We start from the raw sequence: 14,807 nt of genomic DNA on the forward strand, positions 1-14,807 counted from the left end.
ACACGATGAATTTTGTTGCAATGGATTTTGAAACAGCGAATCATGAAAAACACTCTGCCGTATCGATGGCCCTGGCGGTTGTTCGGCAAAACGAAGTGGTGGATGAGTTTTATAGTTTGATTCAACCAGAAACTTACTTCAGTGCACGCAACACCGCTATTCATGGTATTCGTGAACAAGATGTTGCGCAGGCGCCAAAGTTTCCAGAAATTTGGGCGCAGGTGGCGCCACTATTTACCGAAGACAAGCTTGTTGTGGCCCATAACGCGCCGTTTGACCATGGGGTGTTGCAGGGAACATTGGCGTATTACGGGATTGAAGCACCGCACTATATGTTGTTAGACACTGTGCGTAGCAGTCGGCAACTTTTTCCGCACTTCCGTAACCATAAGCTCAACACGGTGGCTGAAAATCTTGGGATTACGTTAGACCATCATCACAATGCGCTGGATGATGCTGTCGCAGCCGCGCAAATTTTAATTTACCAAGACCAACATTTTGGGACAGCTAGTCTCAAACCTTTTGTCAAAAATAAATGACCTCGCCCAGCCGGTGAGGTCATTTTGATTAGAAAGCCATTTTTAATGAGATAGGTGCGTGATCTTGACGTAAGCCTGTGTCAATCACGGCTGTTTCGGTCACTTTATCTGCAATGCGATCACTGACGAGGTAGTAATCGATTCGCCAACCAGAATTATTAATTTTACTGGTTTTACTAATTTGGGCCCACCAAGTATAAATACCAGGAGTATCTGGATTTTGGGCACGCATGGTATCAGTGAAACCAGCAGACAAGAGCGCAGTGAACTTTTCGCGTTCTTGATCGGTAAAGCCAGCAGACTTATGATTCGTTTTGGGATTTTTCAAATCAATTTCTTGATGCGCGACGTTCATATCGCCACTGAAAATCACAGGTTTTTGGGCATCTAGTGATGAGATGTAGGCGCGATAAGCATCATCCCAAGCACCACGATCAGCGAGACGTGCTAACGCAGAACCAGAATTTGGGGTGTAAACGGTTGAGACAAAAAAGTCCTCAAATTCCAAGGTGATAATCCGACCCTCAAGATCCATCTCACCTGGCGCTCCAATGGTTGGATAAGTCACGGCAAGTGGTGTCAAACGTGTCAGAATCATGGTGCCTGAATAACCTGAGCGTGCGTCACTGGCGTTGACATAAATTTGATAGTCAGGGAAAAGGTCAGCTAACACGGTAGCCTGCTTTTTGGTGAGGCCGGTGGCTTTGAGTTTTGTTTCCTGAATGGCAAAAACGTCAGGTTGTTGGGCAGCAATTTTTTGCAGCACGTCCCAAGTCATTTCACCACGGGCTGATTTGTGCTCGATGGCAGCATTAATTGAATCAATATTCCAAGAGATAAAGTGCATGATGGGTTCCTTTGTGGCTTATTTAGCGTATTTTTTCATGAAACGGGGCAGTGCGTCACTAATTGCTGTGGGGCGTGTAATATAGTGCGTTTCTGCGAGTTCATCAGCAATGGCAGAGTGGGTGTACACGGCAGCTAGGACGGCATCAGCGAGCGATACTGCAAAAAATTGGGCCGCAAAGCCAGCAATAATACCAGCTAGGGTATCGCCCATTCCACCCACAGCTTGATGTGGCCCACCAATAGTGAGCTCGTAAATATCTGTCGGTGTATAGATTTGCGTATGGAACTGTTTGAGCACCAGAATAGGCCGCACATTGAATTTCCCGCAAGCTAGCACGTTAAAAGCTTCAAAGGCTTGTTGTGGTATTGAGACGCCACTGAGACGTTGCCATTCCATTTGGTGCGGGGTGATGACCAGCTGTGAGTTTGGCCAAGGTAAGTGGTATTGGGCGACCAGGGTCAAAGCAGAACCGTCAACGATTAAGATGTGTTTTGGGTAGATGGCGGCAAATGTGGCTTGCAAAATATCGAAACGATCACCTAAACCAGAACCAATTAAGATCACGTCGTGTTGCTGAATTAAAGCCGTTAAGTCGGCATTGAAATCAACGACCATTGCTTCAGGTAGTTGGCTATGAATAGCTGTGAAATTCGCTGGATCTGTGGCAACCGTGACCAAACCAGCCCCAGCATTAACCGCGCCCAACGCATTCATAATCACGGCGCCACCATATTGCACGGTGCCACCGATGATGAGCACACGACCAAAACTACCTTTATAAGTGTGTGGTGGTCGCTTGGTAATGACTTGTGTTAAAATTTTTTCCGTAAGTGACTTCACAATCAAATCCTCATTGTTTTAATTTTGTCAGTTAAAAACAGATGAAGGTAGTCTTAGCGGGTTAAATCTTTGCGATTTTCCCATAACGTCATGACAGCTAACAACACTAAACCAAAATTAGCCGTGAGAATCGCGAGGGTATCTTCTTTTAAAATCCAACTGACAAGTGATACAAACATTAAAATAATCGCAAAGATGGTCGTGTATAAAATTGATTTCTTCATAATTTCTCCCTGATCAGACGAGTTGTTGGATTTTCAGTGCTGTTCGTTAAACTAAAACAAACATGAATGAACCGGCCAATCGTGTGTTAGGCCAACCAAATCGACACGTTGACTTAATCATACTGCCTTCATTTTAAATGATTTAACAGCCATTTACAAACGCAGTACCAGGGACGACAATTATTGGCGCAATAACTATTTATTAAAAAACAATGATGCGTCTATGCAGAAACTATCAATAATTTGCTATAATCATTGACAATAGTATAATAAGGTATATCATACTGAAAGGTTTTTAAACTCATGACAATCGATTGGAAACACGAGACGGCTTTACGCCAAGATGATTTTATAACAGACTTAAAAGACTTGTTGGCGGTTGAATCTGTGCGTGATGATTCAAAGGCAACACCAGAAGCACCACTTGGTCCTGGACCAAAAGATGCCCTTTTGAAGATGTTAGCAATCGCTGAACGCGACGGTTTCACAACAAAAAATATTGATAACTTGGTGGGTTACATCGAAATTGGGCCAAAAGACGCTGACGAATATGTGGCAATTTTGTCGCACGTCGACGTGATGCCGGCCGGTGAAGGTTGGGAAACAGATCCCTTTGTACCATTTGTCACTGATGATAAAATCATTGCGCGTGGCGCCTCAGATGATAAGGGACCAGGAATGGCTGCTTATTATGCGTTCAAGATTTTGTCTGATTTGAAAGTACCTTTGAAGCGCCGTGTGCGTTTGATCTTTGGGACAGATGAAGAAAATGACTGGACAGGCATGACACGTTACTTTGAAGTGGAACCAGCCCCAGTCTTTGGTTTCTCACCAGATGCCGAATTCCCAATTATCAACGGTGAAAAGGGGAATGTCCAAGTTTTGATTAAGGACGAAGCGACAAACGGTGGCTCAGTGAAGTTGGTCGCCTTTGAAGCTGGTCTGCGGACAAATATGGTGCCTGGTATTGCGCGTGCGACTGTCGTCACAGCACAAGCTGAAGCCCTGGTTGCCGCTTTCCAAGACTTTTTGGTAGCTAACCCACAAATTTCTGGTAGTGCTGAAACTGATGGTGATGACATTAAGTTTGTCGTGAATGGTAAGCAAGTGCACGGGGCAATGCCTGAAACGGGTGAAAATGCCGGCACTTACTTGGCCAACTTCTTGCAGAATTTTGACTTTGGTGGCACAGCCAAGTCATTCTTGACATATCTAGGGACACCAGCTCATCAAGACACAATCGGTGAAAAGTTTGGCGTGAATTATACGGATGATGTGATGGGGCCATTGTCAATGAACGTTGGGATTCAAAAGTTTGTGGCTGGACAAGAAGCCTTCATTAACTTTAACTTCCGTTATCCAAAGGGCATCACGCCTGATGAAATTGTGGCCGGTCTTGCCACACAACTCAATGGTTGGGATGTGACACCAACTATTGGTGGTCATGCGCAAGTACCACACTATGTTGCCCCAACTGATCCAATTGTTGAAACATTGTTGCGTGTTTATCATGACCAAACTGGTTTGCCAGCTCATGACCAAGTGATTGGTGGTGGGACTTATGGCCGCTTGATGGCACGTGGTGTGGCGTTTGGCGCCTTGTTCCCTGATTCACCAGATACGATGCATCAAGTCAATGAATTTGCGCTATTGGATGATTTGTATCGTTCAATTGCCATTTATGCGCAAGCCATTGCCGAAATTACGAATTTAGATTAAACAACCGAAGTACGTCAGTGATCACTGACGTACTTTTTTAGTGGCTAAAAAACATGTGGTTATAAACTTACAAAAAGTAAGCATATTACTTGCTATGGGTCTTTTTTCCTGTATAGTTAGGCCTATAACGATTATGAAAGTAGGTCATACCTATGGGAACAACAATTCGCGGCATTCATCATGTCACAGCCATTACCAGCAGTGCACCTAAAATTTGGGATTTCTTTACCAACCAACTGGGGTTACATTTAATTAAAAAAACCGTCAACCAAGATGATGTCCATACCTATCACTTATATTTTTCAGATGATCGAGGCGAAGCAGGGAGTATTTTGACGTTTTTTGATTTTGCAGGGCTTCCAAAAGCGACTTTTGGGACGAATGAAATCTCACGCACGACTTTTCGTGTACCAACCCTGGCATCATTTGACTATTGGCGGGCGCGGTTTACGCAATTTGGCATTCGCTACGATGACCAAACTGTGACCCTTTTTGGGGCTACTTATCTTAATTTCTATGATTTTGATGGCCAACGTTATGCGCTGATTGCTGATGAGACCAATCCACGACAAAATGCCGTTACCAAGGCCCATCAACCTTGGCAACAGGCAACTGTGGCGCCAGAGCATGCCATTGTCGGCTTGGGACCAGCGTTTGTAACTGTTAACGATGACCAAGCGATGACCATTGTGCTAACCAAAAGCATGACAGCGCAAAAAATTGCGACTTCTGGCAATAACACATTGTATGAATTTGATAACGGAGGATACGGGGCGCAAGTGATTACCCAATTGTCGCGTATTATCCCAAGTGGGACACAAGGTTATGGGAGTGTGCACCATTTGGCGTTTACAGTCGATGATGACGCCGCGTTAAAATATTGGATTGATCGTCTGCAACAACTGGGGATGCATGATTCTGGACTGGTTGATCGTTTCTATTTTAAATCTGAATATTTCCGACCAATGCCAGGCATTTTGTTTGAATTAGCCACAAATGGACCAGGCTTTCTGATTGATGAAACCTATGAGACAGCCGGTATTCATCTTGAATTACCGCCATTTTTGGAATCACAGCGCGCTGACATTGAAGCGCATTTGGTAAACTTTAATTCACCAAAATCCTGAGTGGATGACAGACAAGCGCAAGGATGATAACTTTATGCATGAACAAAATATGACGAACAACCAACCACTATCACCATATGATTTGGACCAAGTGCGGCATTTATTTATTTCGGGTGACCGACACCGCTCGCCGCTTGTGTTATTACATGGGACCGGTGGGGATGAAACGACCTTAATTGAAGTGGCCCAATTTTTAGCGCCGGATCATCCGATTTTAGCGATTCGTGGCCGAGTTGTTGAAAATGGTTATTATCGCTATTTCAAACGACAAGCCGTTGGCGTATTTGATTTAGCCTCTTTGGCTGAGGAAACGCAATGGCTTGTGGCGGCAATTACTGGTTTGGCTGAACGGTATCGCTTAAACGTTACCGATATGACTGCTGTTGGATTTTCTAACGGGGCTAACATTGCCATTCATGCTTTGTTAACACAGCCACAAGCGCCTTTTAAACAGGTGATGGCATTACATGCCATGCAAGTCGCTGCGATTGCCGCACCACAAAATTTAGACGGCATACCGGTGTTTTTGAGTTATGGCACCCAAGACCCGTTGATTTCGCCACAAAACTTTGCCGCCATGCGTGATAATTTACATCAGGCAGGGGCAAACCTGTCAATTTTTCAAACTGACGGTTCGCACAATCTCACAAACGCTGAACTCAAAGCGGCACAGACGTGGTTTAAAGCCCAACAACGTGATATCTAACCTCATCAAACAAAGTATCTTAGGGATGACATCGTAGTGCAGTTGGCGTGTTGCAGGGAACTTGTTATAATTGATGACAAGTATTGCATGTTATGCTATGAGATACTGTTTTGACAGATAGGAAAGTGAGGATGTGTACGTTGATCGGTTCAGTCTCGGGTTATAAACTGGCAACATCGCGACACATGAAATAAAATGAGAACTTTTGCAGGAAATCTTTATAAGGATGATCTTGAAGGCGATAATATCGGCGTTTTTTTTGGTACTTTGGCACCAATGCACGTGGGTCATCAAGCAGAAATCTACAAGGCTGCGGCATTGAATGATGGCGTGGTGGTGATTGCGTCGGGTTATACTGGTGATCGTGGTGATCAAATGGGCTTACCCGTTGAAAAAAGATTTCGTTATTTACGCGAAGCTTTTAGTGATGAATCAGATATTAAAATTGATTACATTAATGAAGACAATATGCCTCAAATGCCTGATGGTTGGGATGAGTGGACACGCACTTTAGTGGCCACAGTGAAGCGTAATATTGTGAATCAAGACGCCAAGATTACTTTTTATACTGGCGAACCAGATTATAAGGTAGAGCTGGAAAAGCGCTTACCCCAAACTGGTCAGTTTAAAGTCAGCTTGATGGATCGCACTGTTTTAAAAATTTCAGCGACAGAAATTCGTAAGGATCCGATTGCCAACTGGGATTATATTAACCGTGTTTTCCGTCGACATTTTACCAAAAAAGTGACGGTCATGGGATCGGCCTCAACCGGTAAATCAACTTTGGTCCGCCGTCTGGCGCGGACGAGTAACTCACCGTTTTCAGAGGAATACGCCCGCGAATATCAAGAGCGATCAAATGTGAGCGATAATGAGTTAATTGTGAAAGATTATATTCGGCTGATTCAAGGCCAATATGATGCGAATTCGCGTGAAATTAATTCGCCGGCCAATAACGGGTTAACGATTTTTGATACGGATGCGATGGTGACTAAAGTATATGCTGACATGTGGTTGGACGAGGCCGATCGGGCGCAGCTGCAACCATTATTTGATAATACGATTAGTGAAGAACAAATTGATTTGATTTTGGTCATTCCACCAGTCACACCATACGTTGATGATGGTTTTCGTAATATGTCAACAGCAGATGAAGCCTCACGTTGGGCGTTCCACCACGCGTTGATGCGCGTTATTGATGAATATGGCTTTATGGACAAAGTGGTCTTACTAGATGCCAAAGGAGATAGTGATGACCCGTATGGTTACTATGCGCGTTATTTACAAGCCTTAGATGCCATTCAAGAAAGAACTGGCTTCAATATCAAACATTTAGAGTAAAAGAGAAACCAACCCTGTTGGTTTTTTTTATGCCAAAAAAGACAACATCGTCTGCTCAGATTTTGATATGATAAAGATTAAAATGCAATGTAATGGAGGCGATTATGGTAGCGCAACGGGCAGGAAATAAGGCAGAACAACACGTGTCACAAATGGGTTTTTGGGATCAATTGGCAACGTGGATTGGGGCCAATGCCAATAATGGTACATGGTATATGGGTGGTGTTTTAGCAGCGTTAGGCTTTGCTGGGGCACTTGGCGTGATTTTGATTTCAGGGCCACTAGCTTATCTTTTTTTGGCGTTAGTGGGTTACATGGGCTACAAGCTGCGCGCTTCAACGATGAATTTGATGCGGCCAGCCTTTGGTTTACGGGGATCGATTGGGCCATCGTTGATTAATGTGATTCAGTTTATGGGGTGGGCAGCTGTTAATACTTACATTGCTGCCATTTCTGTGAGCTATTTGCTGAGCAACATGTTTGGTACCGCACACTTTAAGCCAGGTGGGCTGAAAGGGATGCTCATTGGGGTAGCTGTGATGGGCGTGTTGCACTTAATTTCGATTTCGCTGGGACAGCGCTCAGTTCGTTTGATTGAACGGGTGGGGATGGTGTTGGTCATCTTACTAGTGATTTGGGAAACTGTTGTGGTGTTACAAGAAGTGCCTTTGTCAAAAATTATGACTTGGACGGCACCATCAGCTGCCCATTTGCCATTTGGGAAAGCCTTAGATGTCTTTGCTGCCTTTAATTTGGCTTGGGTGACAGCGGGTGCTGACTTCACGCGCTTTGCTGATAAAAAATCGGCGGCAACAACGGCGCCATTTTTGGGCGCAACGATTGGGTTGTATTGGTTTGCCATTGTCGGCGCGATGACGACTATTGCGGCCGCTGTTTGGACGCAAGTGTTTGATCCCAATAGTTCAGATCCATCAACGGTAGCTGCTAAGCTTGGCCTTGGCGCCTTGGCCTTAATCGTCATCATGTTGACCTCAACGACAGCTAACGCTGTTAACTTAATGGCGGCTGGTTCGGCGTTAAATAATATTGTGCCTAAATTAAAACTCACCCCAAGTCTATGGTTAGTCACCATTGTGGCAACACTGATGAGTTTTATTCCATTTATTGTCGGTGGTTTCATTGAGACATTTATCTGGTTCTTAGATTTAATTGGGATGGTTTTGGGACCTGAAATTGCAATTTTGTTGGCGGACTTCTACATTGTTCAAAAGCAAAATTACGACCGAACGGCCTTTAATCAAGGGAAAACATATTGGTATACGGGTGGCTTCAATCTCCGTGCTTATATCGTGTGGGCTTTGAGTATGGGGTGTTACTTTGTGTTACAACAGGTACCGGTTGTTGTCCAAACGGTTGGCTCAAATTGGCTCACGATGATTTTTGCGGCCGTTGTTTATGTCGCAGTTTCTAGAAATCAGACAAAAATGTTGTGATTTACTGGTTTTTAAGCTAAAATTAATAAGTATTTAAAACATTTGGAGGACGTATCATGTCTAACTGGACACCAGCTGCGGATCAAAAGAACCAAGGCACATTAGAATTTGAAATTTCACGCGCACAAGTTGAAGAAGGTTTGGAACAAGCTTTCCAACGCAACAAGAACCAAGTTTCAGTCCCTGGTTTCCGTAAGGGTAAGGTAACAAAGGCATTGTTCTTCTCAAAGTTTGGTGAAGAAGCTTTGTATCAAGAAGCAATGGACATTATCTTGCCAGCTGCTTATGAAGCTGCCATTGAAGAAGCTGGTATTACACCAGTTGGTCGTCCAAACATCGAACCCGTTTCAATGAACAAGGGTGAAGCTTGGCAATTGAAGGCTGAAGTGACAACTGCGCCTGCTATCGAGTTGGGTGACTACTTGAACCTTGAAGTTGAAGCAGCCGACACAGAAGTTTCAGATGCTGATGTGGATGCTGAAATCAAGCGTTTGCAAGAAGGTCAAGCTGAACTTGTTTTGCAAGAAGCTGACGTTAAGGCTGAAAACGGCGACACAGTTGTGATTGACTTTGATGGTTCAGTTGATGGCGACCACTTTGCTGGTGGTCAAGCCAACGACTTCGCCTTGACTTTGGGTTCAGGTCAATTCATTCCTGGCTTTGAAGACCAATTAGTTGGTCACACAGCTGGTGAAGAAGTGGCTGTTCATGTGACATTCCCAGAAGAATACCAAGCTGCTGACTTAGCTGGTAAGGACGCTTTGTTTGAAGTGAAGATTCACGAATTGAAGCGTAAGGAATTGCCTGAATTGGACGACGAATTCGCCAAGGATGTTGACGAAGAAGTTGAAACATTGGCTGAATTGAAGGAAAAGACACGTCAAAAGTTGTCAGAACAAAAGGCTGAAGCTGCACAAGCTGCCTTTGAAGATGCTGTCATCACAAAGGCTGTTGAAAACGCATCAGTTGATGGCGATGAAATTCCTGAAGCAATGATCGAAGAAGACGTACATCGTCAAATCGACCAATACTTGGGTCAATTGCAACAACAAGGTATTTCACGTGACATGTTCTTCCAAATCTCAGGTCAAACTGAAGATGACTTGCACAAGCAATTCGAAGAAGGTGCCGCAACACGTGTCAAGACAAACTTGGTACTTGAAGCGATTGTGAAGGCTGAAGGCATCGACCCAACTGAAGAACAAATCACTGAAGAAGTGAACAACTTGGCTGCACAATACAACATGGATCCAGCACAAATCCGTGCCACATTGTCAGACTCATTGTTGAAGCATGACATTGCAATGCGTGAAGTAATCAAGAAGATTACTGACTCTGCAAAGGCAAAGTAAGCCTTTAAAAAAGCCCGTAGGGCTTTTTTATTTTGTCGCGTTGACAAGGTGAGCTAAAAGTAGATGGATTTAAGCCATGCTGTCACGACTAATCTGTTAAAATAGATAGTATTGACAATTAGTTAAAAATTGTTTTGAACGATTATATTTAAAGGAAAAAAATATGGCGCAGACACCAGGTTTTGAAGAAGAAATTTATTGTAGTTTTTGTGGCAAATCTGCGAGTGAAGTCAACAATATTGTCGCTGGGCCAAACGGTATTTATATTTGTAATGAATGCGTAGCCTTAGCTCAAAATATTATCAATGAAGAATTGACGGTTGAACAAGCAGTTACCGCTTTGTCATTGCCTACACCACATGAAATTGTGGCACAATTAAATGATTACGTCATTGGTCAAGAAGATGCAAAGAAAACATTGGCCGTGGCGGTTTATAACCACTATAAGCGGATTAATGAACACTTTGCGCCCACGACTGATGTTGAATTGCAAAAGTCAAACATTGCTTTGATTGGGCCAACTGGTTCAGGTAAGACGTATTTGGCCCAAAGTTTGGCACGTATTTTGAACGTCCCATTCGCCATTGCGGATGCCACAACTTTGACGGAAGCCGGTTATGTCGGTGAAGACGTTGAAAATATTATTTTGAAGTTGCTCCAGGCTGCTAACTTTGATATTGAGGCTGCCCAACGCGGTATCATTTACGTGGATGAAATTGACAAAATTGCCAAAAAGTCAGAAAACGTTTCTATCACGCGTGATGTGTCAGGTGAAGGGGTGCAACAGGCTTTGCTAAAGATGCTTGAAGGCACGATTGCTAGCGTGCCACCTCAAGGTGGGCGTAAGCATCCGCAACAAGAGTTGATTCAAGTCGATACAACCAACATTTTGTTTATTGTTGGTGGGGCGTTTGCTGGGATTGATACGATTATCAAGGAACGTTTGGGTGAACGTGTGATTGGCTTTGGCTCACATGCTAATGAAAATGCCGCTGCGTTGGATGATGACAATATTCTCAAATATGTGCAACCAGAAGACTTAATCAAGTTTGGTTTGATTCCAGAATTTATTGGCCGTTTGCCAATTGTGACAGTTTTGGATGAATTGACAGTGTCTGATTTGGTGCGCATTTTGACAGAACCAAAAAACGCCTTGATTAAGCAATACCAGGCACTTTTGGGCTTAGATGATGTGGCACTAGAATTCCAACCAGATGCGTTAGAAGCAATGGCTGAATTAGCTATTAAGCGGCATACTGGTGCACGTGGGTTACGTTCAATTATTGAAAATGTCATGAAAGATGTGATGTTTGATATTCCAAGTCGTGACGATGTGGCAAAAGTTGTCATTACCAAGGCCTCAGTTTTGGATGGCGCGCAACCAGAATTGCATTTGAAGAAGGTGGACTAATCATGGATGTACACAATGTTGAAATGGTCATGAGTGCGGTGTCAGCCGCCCAATACCCAACGGACGGTAAGCCGGAAATTGCTTTAGTTGGTCGCTCAAATGTTGGTAAGTCATCTTTGACAAATACGTTAATTCAGCGTAAAAATTTTGCCCGTACTTCATCACAGCCGGGTAAAACGCAAACGCTTAATTTTTACAATGTCGAAGACCAACTGTATTTCGTCGACGTGCCTGGGTATGGCTATGCCAAAGTATCCAAGAAACAACGTGAAGCTTTTGGTCAGATGATTGAAGAATATATCACGTCACGTAAGCAATTGCGTGGTGTAATTAGCTTAGTTGATGCCCGACATGATCCAAGTGCGGATGATATTGCGATGTATGAGTGGTTGCATTACTATAATATTCCGATTTTGGTTGTGGCAACAAAGGCCGATAAAATTTCAAAAAGTAAGTTTAACAAATACGAAGCTAATATTAAGCGCACGTTAGGGTTTGACGAAGAAGACAGTGATTTCTTATTCTTCTCGTCAGAAACGAAGTACGGTAAAGACCAAGTGTGGTCATGGATTGAATCACATATTACGATGTAGAAACCAACATGATTGTTGGTTTTTTTATTAGGCAGGCGCCTGCCAGAGACTTGCCACGTCTGATACAATTAAAGTATGACAAATCAACGTTATGCACAAATCATTGTGGATGTGCCCACAATGCAAACGAATCAACCCTACACGTACTTGATCCCAGAAGCCATGCAGGACACGCTACAACCAGGTATGCGGGTCGACGTGCCTTTTGGGGCGCGTAATGTGATGGGATTTGTGGTGGCGCTTCAAGAGACGCCACCAGAGACGGTGGCTAATCTGAGGCCAATTGCGCAGATACTAGATTTAACACCAGTGCTCAATACGGAATTACTGACGCTCTCCAGTGATTTAGCGCAAGAAACTTTCGCCTTTAGAATCTCAGTGTTACAAACCATGTTACCAAACGCCTTAAAAGCTAGTTATGATCGTGTTTTGACGCTAGTTGATGAGGTCGATGATGATGTTCGGGATCGCTTGTTTCGCGGGCTGGACCAAATCACTTTTCGTGCTAGTGACTGGTCTCATGACGACATTGCTAAATTTGCCCAACTACGGCGGACGCATCGCATTGAGCAATCAATCACCGTTAGTAATCGCGCAAAAGTTAAAACACAGTTGGCTTATCGGTTAAGTGATGATGTCGACATATTAGAAACGGCATACGCTGAATTATCACGTACGGCAAAGAAAAAAGCAGCCTTATTACAGTTTATTTTGGGGCATTTAGGTGAAACGTGGCTGAAAAAAGACTTGCAAGAACAATTGGCTGTTAGTGCCGCAACGCTCAATCAAGCTGTTCAAGCACAATGGTTGACCAAACAGCAGGTTGAACAATTGCGGGATCCATTTGCGGCGATGACAATTGCGCCATCACAACCGTTAAAACTCAATGCGGAACAACAAACTGCTTTTGACCAAATCACCACAGCAGCTGATGCTGGGCAATACCAGCCATTTTTGCTAGAAGGGATTACCGGTTCTGGGAAAACAGAAGTTTATCTCCAAGCGGCCCAGCATGTGTTTGATAAAGGCCAAACGGTATTATTTTTAGTCCCAGAAATTGCGCTAACCCCACAAATGGTGCGCCGTGTGAAGTCACGTTTTGGCGCGCAGACGGCCGTACTACATTCTGGCTTGTCTGATGGGGAACGTTATGATGAATGGCGCCGCATTGAACGTGGCGATGTGAAAATCGTGGTCGGGGCACGGTCTGCAGTTTTTGCACCATTGACTAATCTTGGTTTAATTATTGTTGATGAGGAACACGAAACAACGTATAAGCAAACGGATAACCCACGCTATCATGCACGTGATGTTGCGCTGTGGCGTGGCAAATATCATCAAATTCCGGTGATTTTGGGTTCAGCAACGCCATCATTAGAAAGTCGGGCGCGTGCCCAGCGCGGTGTTTATCAACATTTGCAACTGACGCAGCGTGCGGGTGGGGCCAGTTTGCCACCTGTTACGATTGTTGATATGAAGACCATGCTTGCCGACGGGCCGGAGACCAATTTTTCAGCGCCATTGCTTGAAAAATTAAAGGATCGGTTGGCGCGTGGTGAGCAATCAGTGCTGATGCTGAACAAACGCGGATTTTCAAGTTTTGTCATGTGCCGCGATTGTGGCTATGTGCCGCGAGACCCTAATTGTAATTTGGCCATGACGCTGCATATGGACTCACAGACGCTGAAATGCCATTATTGCGGGCATGAAGAAACCATTCCGCACCGTTGTCCAAGTTGTGGCTCACAACGTATTCGCTATTACGGGACAGGAACTGAAAAAGTCGCTGCAGAACTTGCTGACATTTTACCGGAAGCACGCGTGTTGCGCATGGACCAAGATACGACCCGTCGGAAAGGGAGTATGGATCGTATGCTCCAACAATTCGGGGCACACGAAGCCGATATTTTATTGGGGACTCAGATGATCGCCAAAGGGTTAGATTTTCCTGATGTGACCTTGGTTGGGGTGTTGAATGCCGATACGGCTTTAGGGCTACCTGACTTTCATGCCAGTGAACGTACCTTCCAACTGCTCACGCAAGTCAGTGGTCGGGCGGGACGTGGTCAAAAAGCGGGTGAAGTGATTGTGCAGACATTTAATCCGCAGCACTATGCCATCACGTATGCTCAGCAGCATGATTATGAAGGGTTTTATCGCCAAGAAATGGCGGTACGGCATACTGGCAATTACGCGCCGTATTATTACACTGTGCAAATTCAAGCCAGTCACAGTGAGGAGAATGAAACGGCTAAGCAAATGTTTCAAATTGCGAAATGGCTGCGCCGCCGTGTTGGCGACGATGTGATTATCCTCGGGCCATCGCCCAAGCCGATTGCCAAGCTCCGCAATCGTTATTATTTCCAAATTATTCTTAAATTAAAAAAACGTGATAGTGTAGACAGTTTGCTCGATGAATTACAGAATCGTGCGCAAAAGGTCAAAGATGGTTTACAGTTGAGTATCGATCGCGACCCAGTCTCGTTTATGTGACAAATACGTTACAGAATTTATGTTATAATGACTATTGGACATCAAAATACTCGTTATAACGAGTATTTTTTCGTGTAACAAGCTATCTTGGTTAGACAGATAAGATAGCGCGACGTTAACAGGTGAGTTGACGTGGTATTCAGATAAGAAAAGAGAAC

General features: G+C 44.2%; 13 protein-coding genes. 10 read left to right on the forward strand and 3 right to left on the reverse strand.

Annotation, left to right across the window (positions count from 1 at the left end; all coding sequences use genetic code 11):
- The first annotated feature begins 5 nt into the window (after positions 1–5).
- Positions 6–539, forward strand: a complete 534-nt coding sequence (locus tag FGL80_RS05155) for a 3'-5' exonuclease (RefSeq protein WP_029509089.1) — start codon at positions 6–8, stop codon at positions 537–539.
- A 28-nt stretch (positions 540–567) separates the two neighbouring features.
- Here the strand turns inward: FGL80_RS05155 and FGL80_RS05160 are convergent, their stop codons facing one another.
- From FGL80_RS05160 to FGL80_RS09045, 3 genes are read right to left on the reverse strand one after another with little or no spacing between them, the layout of a single operon-like run.
- On the reverse strand, positions 568–1,386 hold the full coding sequence (locus tag FGL80_RS05160) for an exodeoxyribonuclease III (RefSeq protein ID WP_055308199.1): 819 nt from the start codon (positions 1,384–1,386) through the stop codon (positions 568–570).
- 18 nt (positions 1,387–1,404) lie between these two features.
- Positions 1,405–2,229: an NAD(P)H-hydrate dehydratase gene (locus FGL80_RS05165; protein WP_055308198.1), complete on the reverse strand. Its 825-nt coding sequence runs from the start codon at positions 2,227–2,229 to the stop codon at positions 1,405–1,407.
- Positions 2,230–2,282: 53 nt separating this feature from the next.
- Positions 2,283–2,453: a hypothetical protein gene (locus FGL80_RS09045; protein ID WP_010005620.1), complete on the reverse strand. Its 171-nt coding sequence runs from the start codon at positions 2,451–2,453 to the stop codon at positions 2,283–2,285.
- A 303-nt stretch (positions 2,454–2,756) separates the two neighbouring features.
- Between FGL80_RS09045 and pepV the strand changes: the two genes are divergently transcribed.
- The 9 genes from pepV to priA all read left to right on the forward strand — a co-directional run bounded on the left by pepV (position 2,757) and on the right by priA (position 14,649).
- A complete protein-coding gene (pepV, locus tag FGL80_RS05170) occupies positions 2,757–4,172 on the forward strand; it encodes a dipeptidase PepV (protein WP_055308197.1) in 1,416 nt (471 codons plus the stop codon).
- Between the two features lie 152 nt (positions 4,173–4,324).
- Positions 4,325–5,299 (forward strand): ring-cleaving dioxygenase, encoded by a 975-nt coding sequence (locus FGL80_RS05175; protein WP_055308196.1) that lies wholly within the window; start codon positions 4,325–4,327, stop codon positions 5,297–5,299.
- Positions 5,300–5,333: 34 nt separating this feature from the next.
- Complete coding sequence (locus FGL80_RS05180; protein WP_244297901.1) at positions 5,334–6,005, forward strand: alpha/beta hydrolase; 672 nt, start codon at positions 5,334–5,336, stop codon at positions 6,003–6,005.
- Between the two features lie 195 nt (positions 6,006–6,200).
- A complete protein-coding gene (locus FGL80_RS05185) occupies positions 6,201–7,346 on the forward strand; it encodes a nicotinamide-nucleotide adenylyltransferase (protein ID WP_055308195.1) in 1,146 nt (381 codons plus the stop codon).
- Positions 7,347–7,450: 104 nt separating this feature from the next.
- Positions 7,451–8,800 carry a cytosine permease gene (locus FGL80_RS05190; protein ID WP_055308194.1) on the forward strand — a complete coding sequence of 450 codons (1,350 nt, stop codon included), beginning with the start codon at positions 7,451–7,453 and terminating at the stop codon, positions 8,798–8,800.
- Between the two features lie 56 nt (positions 8,801–8,856).
- Positions 8,857–10,152, forward strand: coding sequence for a trigger factor (gene tig / locus FGL80_RS05195; protein ID WP_055308193.1), 1,296 nt, complete (start codon positions 8,857–8,859; stop codon positions 10,150–10,152).
- Between the two features lie 163 nt (positions 10,153–10,315).
- A complete protein-coding gene (gene clpX / locus FGL80_RS05200; protein ID WP_095652442.1) occupies positions 10,316–11,563 on the forward strand; it encodes an ATP-dependent Clp protease ATP-binding subunit ClpX in 1,248 nt (415 codons plus the stop codon).
- A gap of 2 nt (positions 11,564–11,565) precedes the next feature.
- Positions 11,566–12,156: a ribosome biogenesis GTP-binding protein YihA/YsxC gene (gene yihA, locus FGL80_RS05205; protein WP_029509101.1), complete on the forward strand. Its 591-nt coding sequence runs from the start codon at positions 11,566–11,568 to the stop codon at positions 12,154–12,156.
- Positions 12,157–12,231: 75 nt separating this feature from the next.
- Positions 12,232–14,649 (forward strand): primosomal protein N', encoded by a 2,418-nt coding sequence (gene priA / locus FGL80_RS05210; RefSeq protein WP_055308191.1) that lies wholly within the window; start codon positions 12,232–12,234, stop codon positions 14,647–14,649.
- Positions 14,650–14,807: the final 158 nt, after the last annotated feature.

The sequence above is a fragment of the Leuconostoc lactis genome, assembly GCF_007954625.1.
In the GTDB taxonomy this organism is placed as follows: domain Bacteria; phylum Bacillota; class Bacilli; order Lactobacillales; family Lactobacillaceae; genus Leuconostoc; species Leuconostoc lactis_A.

Excerpts from the sequence above, each read along its gene's own strand:
- FGL80_RS05160 (WP_055308199.1), bottom strand. The coding sequence starts at position 1,386 with ATGCACTTTATCTCTTGGAATATTGATTCAATTAATGCTGCCATCGAG.
- pepV (WP_055308197.1), top strand. The coding sequence starts at position 2,757 with ATGACAATCGATTGGAAACACGAGACGGCTTTACGCCAAGATGATTTT.
- FGL80_RS05180 (WP_244297901.1), top strand. The coding sequence starts at position 5,334 with ATGCATGAACAAAATATGACGAACAACCAACCACTATCACCATATGAT.
- clpX (WP_095652442.1), top strand. The coding sequence starts at position 10,316 with ATGGCGCAGACACCAGGTTTTGAAGAAGAAATTTATTGTAGTTTTTGT.
- priA (WP_055308191.1), top strand. The coding sequence starts at position 12,232 with ATGACAAATCAACGTTATGCACAAATCATTGTGGATGTGCCCACAATG.
- tig (WP_055308193.1), top strand. The coding sequence starts at position 8,857 with ATGTCTAACTGGACACCAGCTGCGGATCAAAAGAACCAAGGCACATTA.
- FGL80_RS05190 (WP_055308194.1), top strand. The coding sequence starts at position 7,451 with ATGGTAGCGCAACGGGCAGGAAATAAGGCAGAACAACACGTGTCACAA.
- FGL80_RS05185 (WP_055308195.1), top strand. The coding sequence starts at position 6,201 with ATGAGAACTTTTGCAGGAAATCTTTATAAGGATGATCTTGAAGGCGAT.
- FGL80_RS05175 (WP_055308196.1), top strand. The coding sequence starts at position 4,325 with ATGGGAACAACAATTCGCGGCATTCATCATGTCACAGCCATTACCAGC.
- yihA (WP_029509101.1), top strand. The coding sequence starts at position 11,566 with ATGGATGTACACAATGTTGAAATGGTCATGAGTGCGGTGTCAGCCGCC.
- FGL80_RS09045 (WP_010005620.1), bottom strand. The coding sequence starts at position 2,453 with ATGAAGAAATCAATTTTATACACGACCATCTTTGCGATTATTTTAATG.
- FGL80_RS05155 (WP_029509089.1), top strand. The coding sequence starts at position 6 with ATGAATTTTGTTGCAATGGATTTTGAAACAGCGAATCATGAAAAACAC.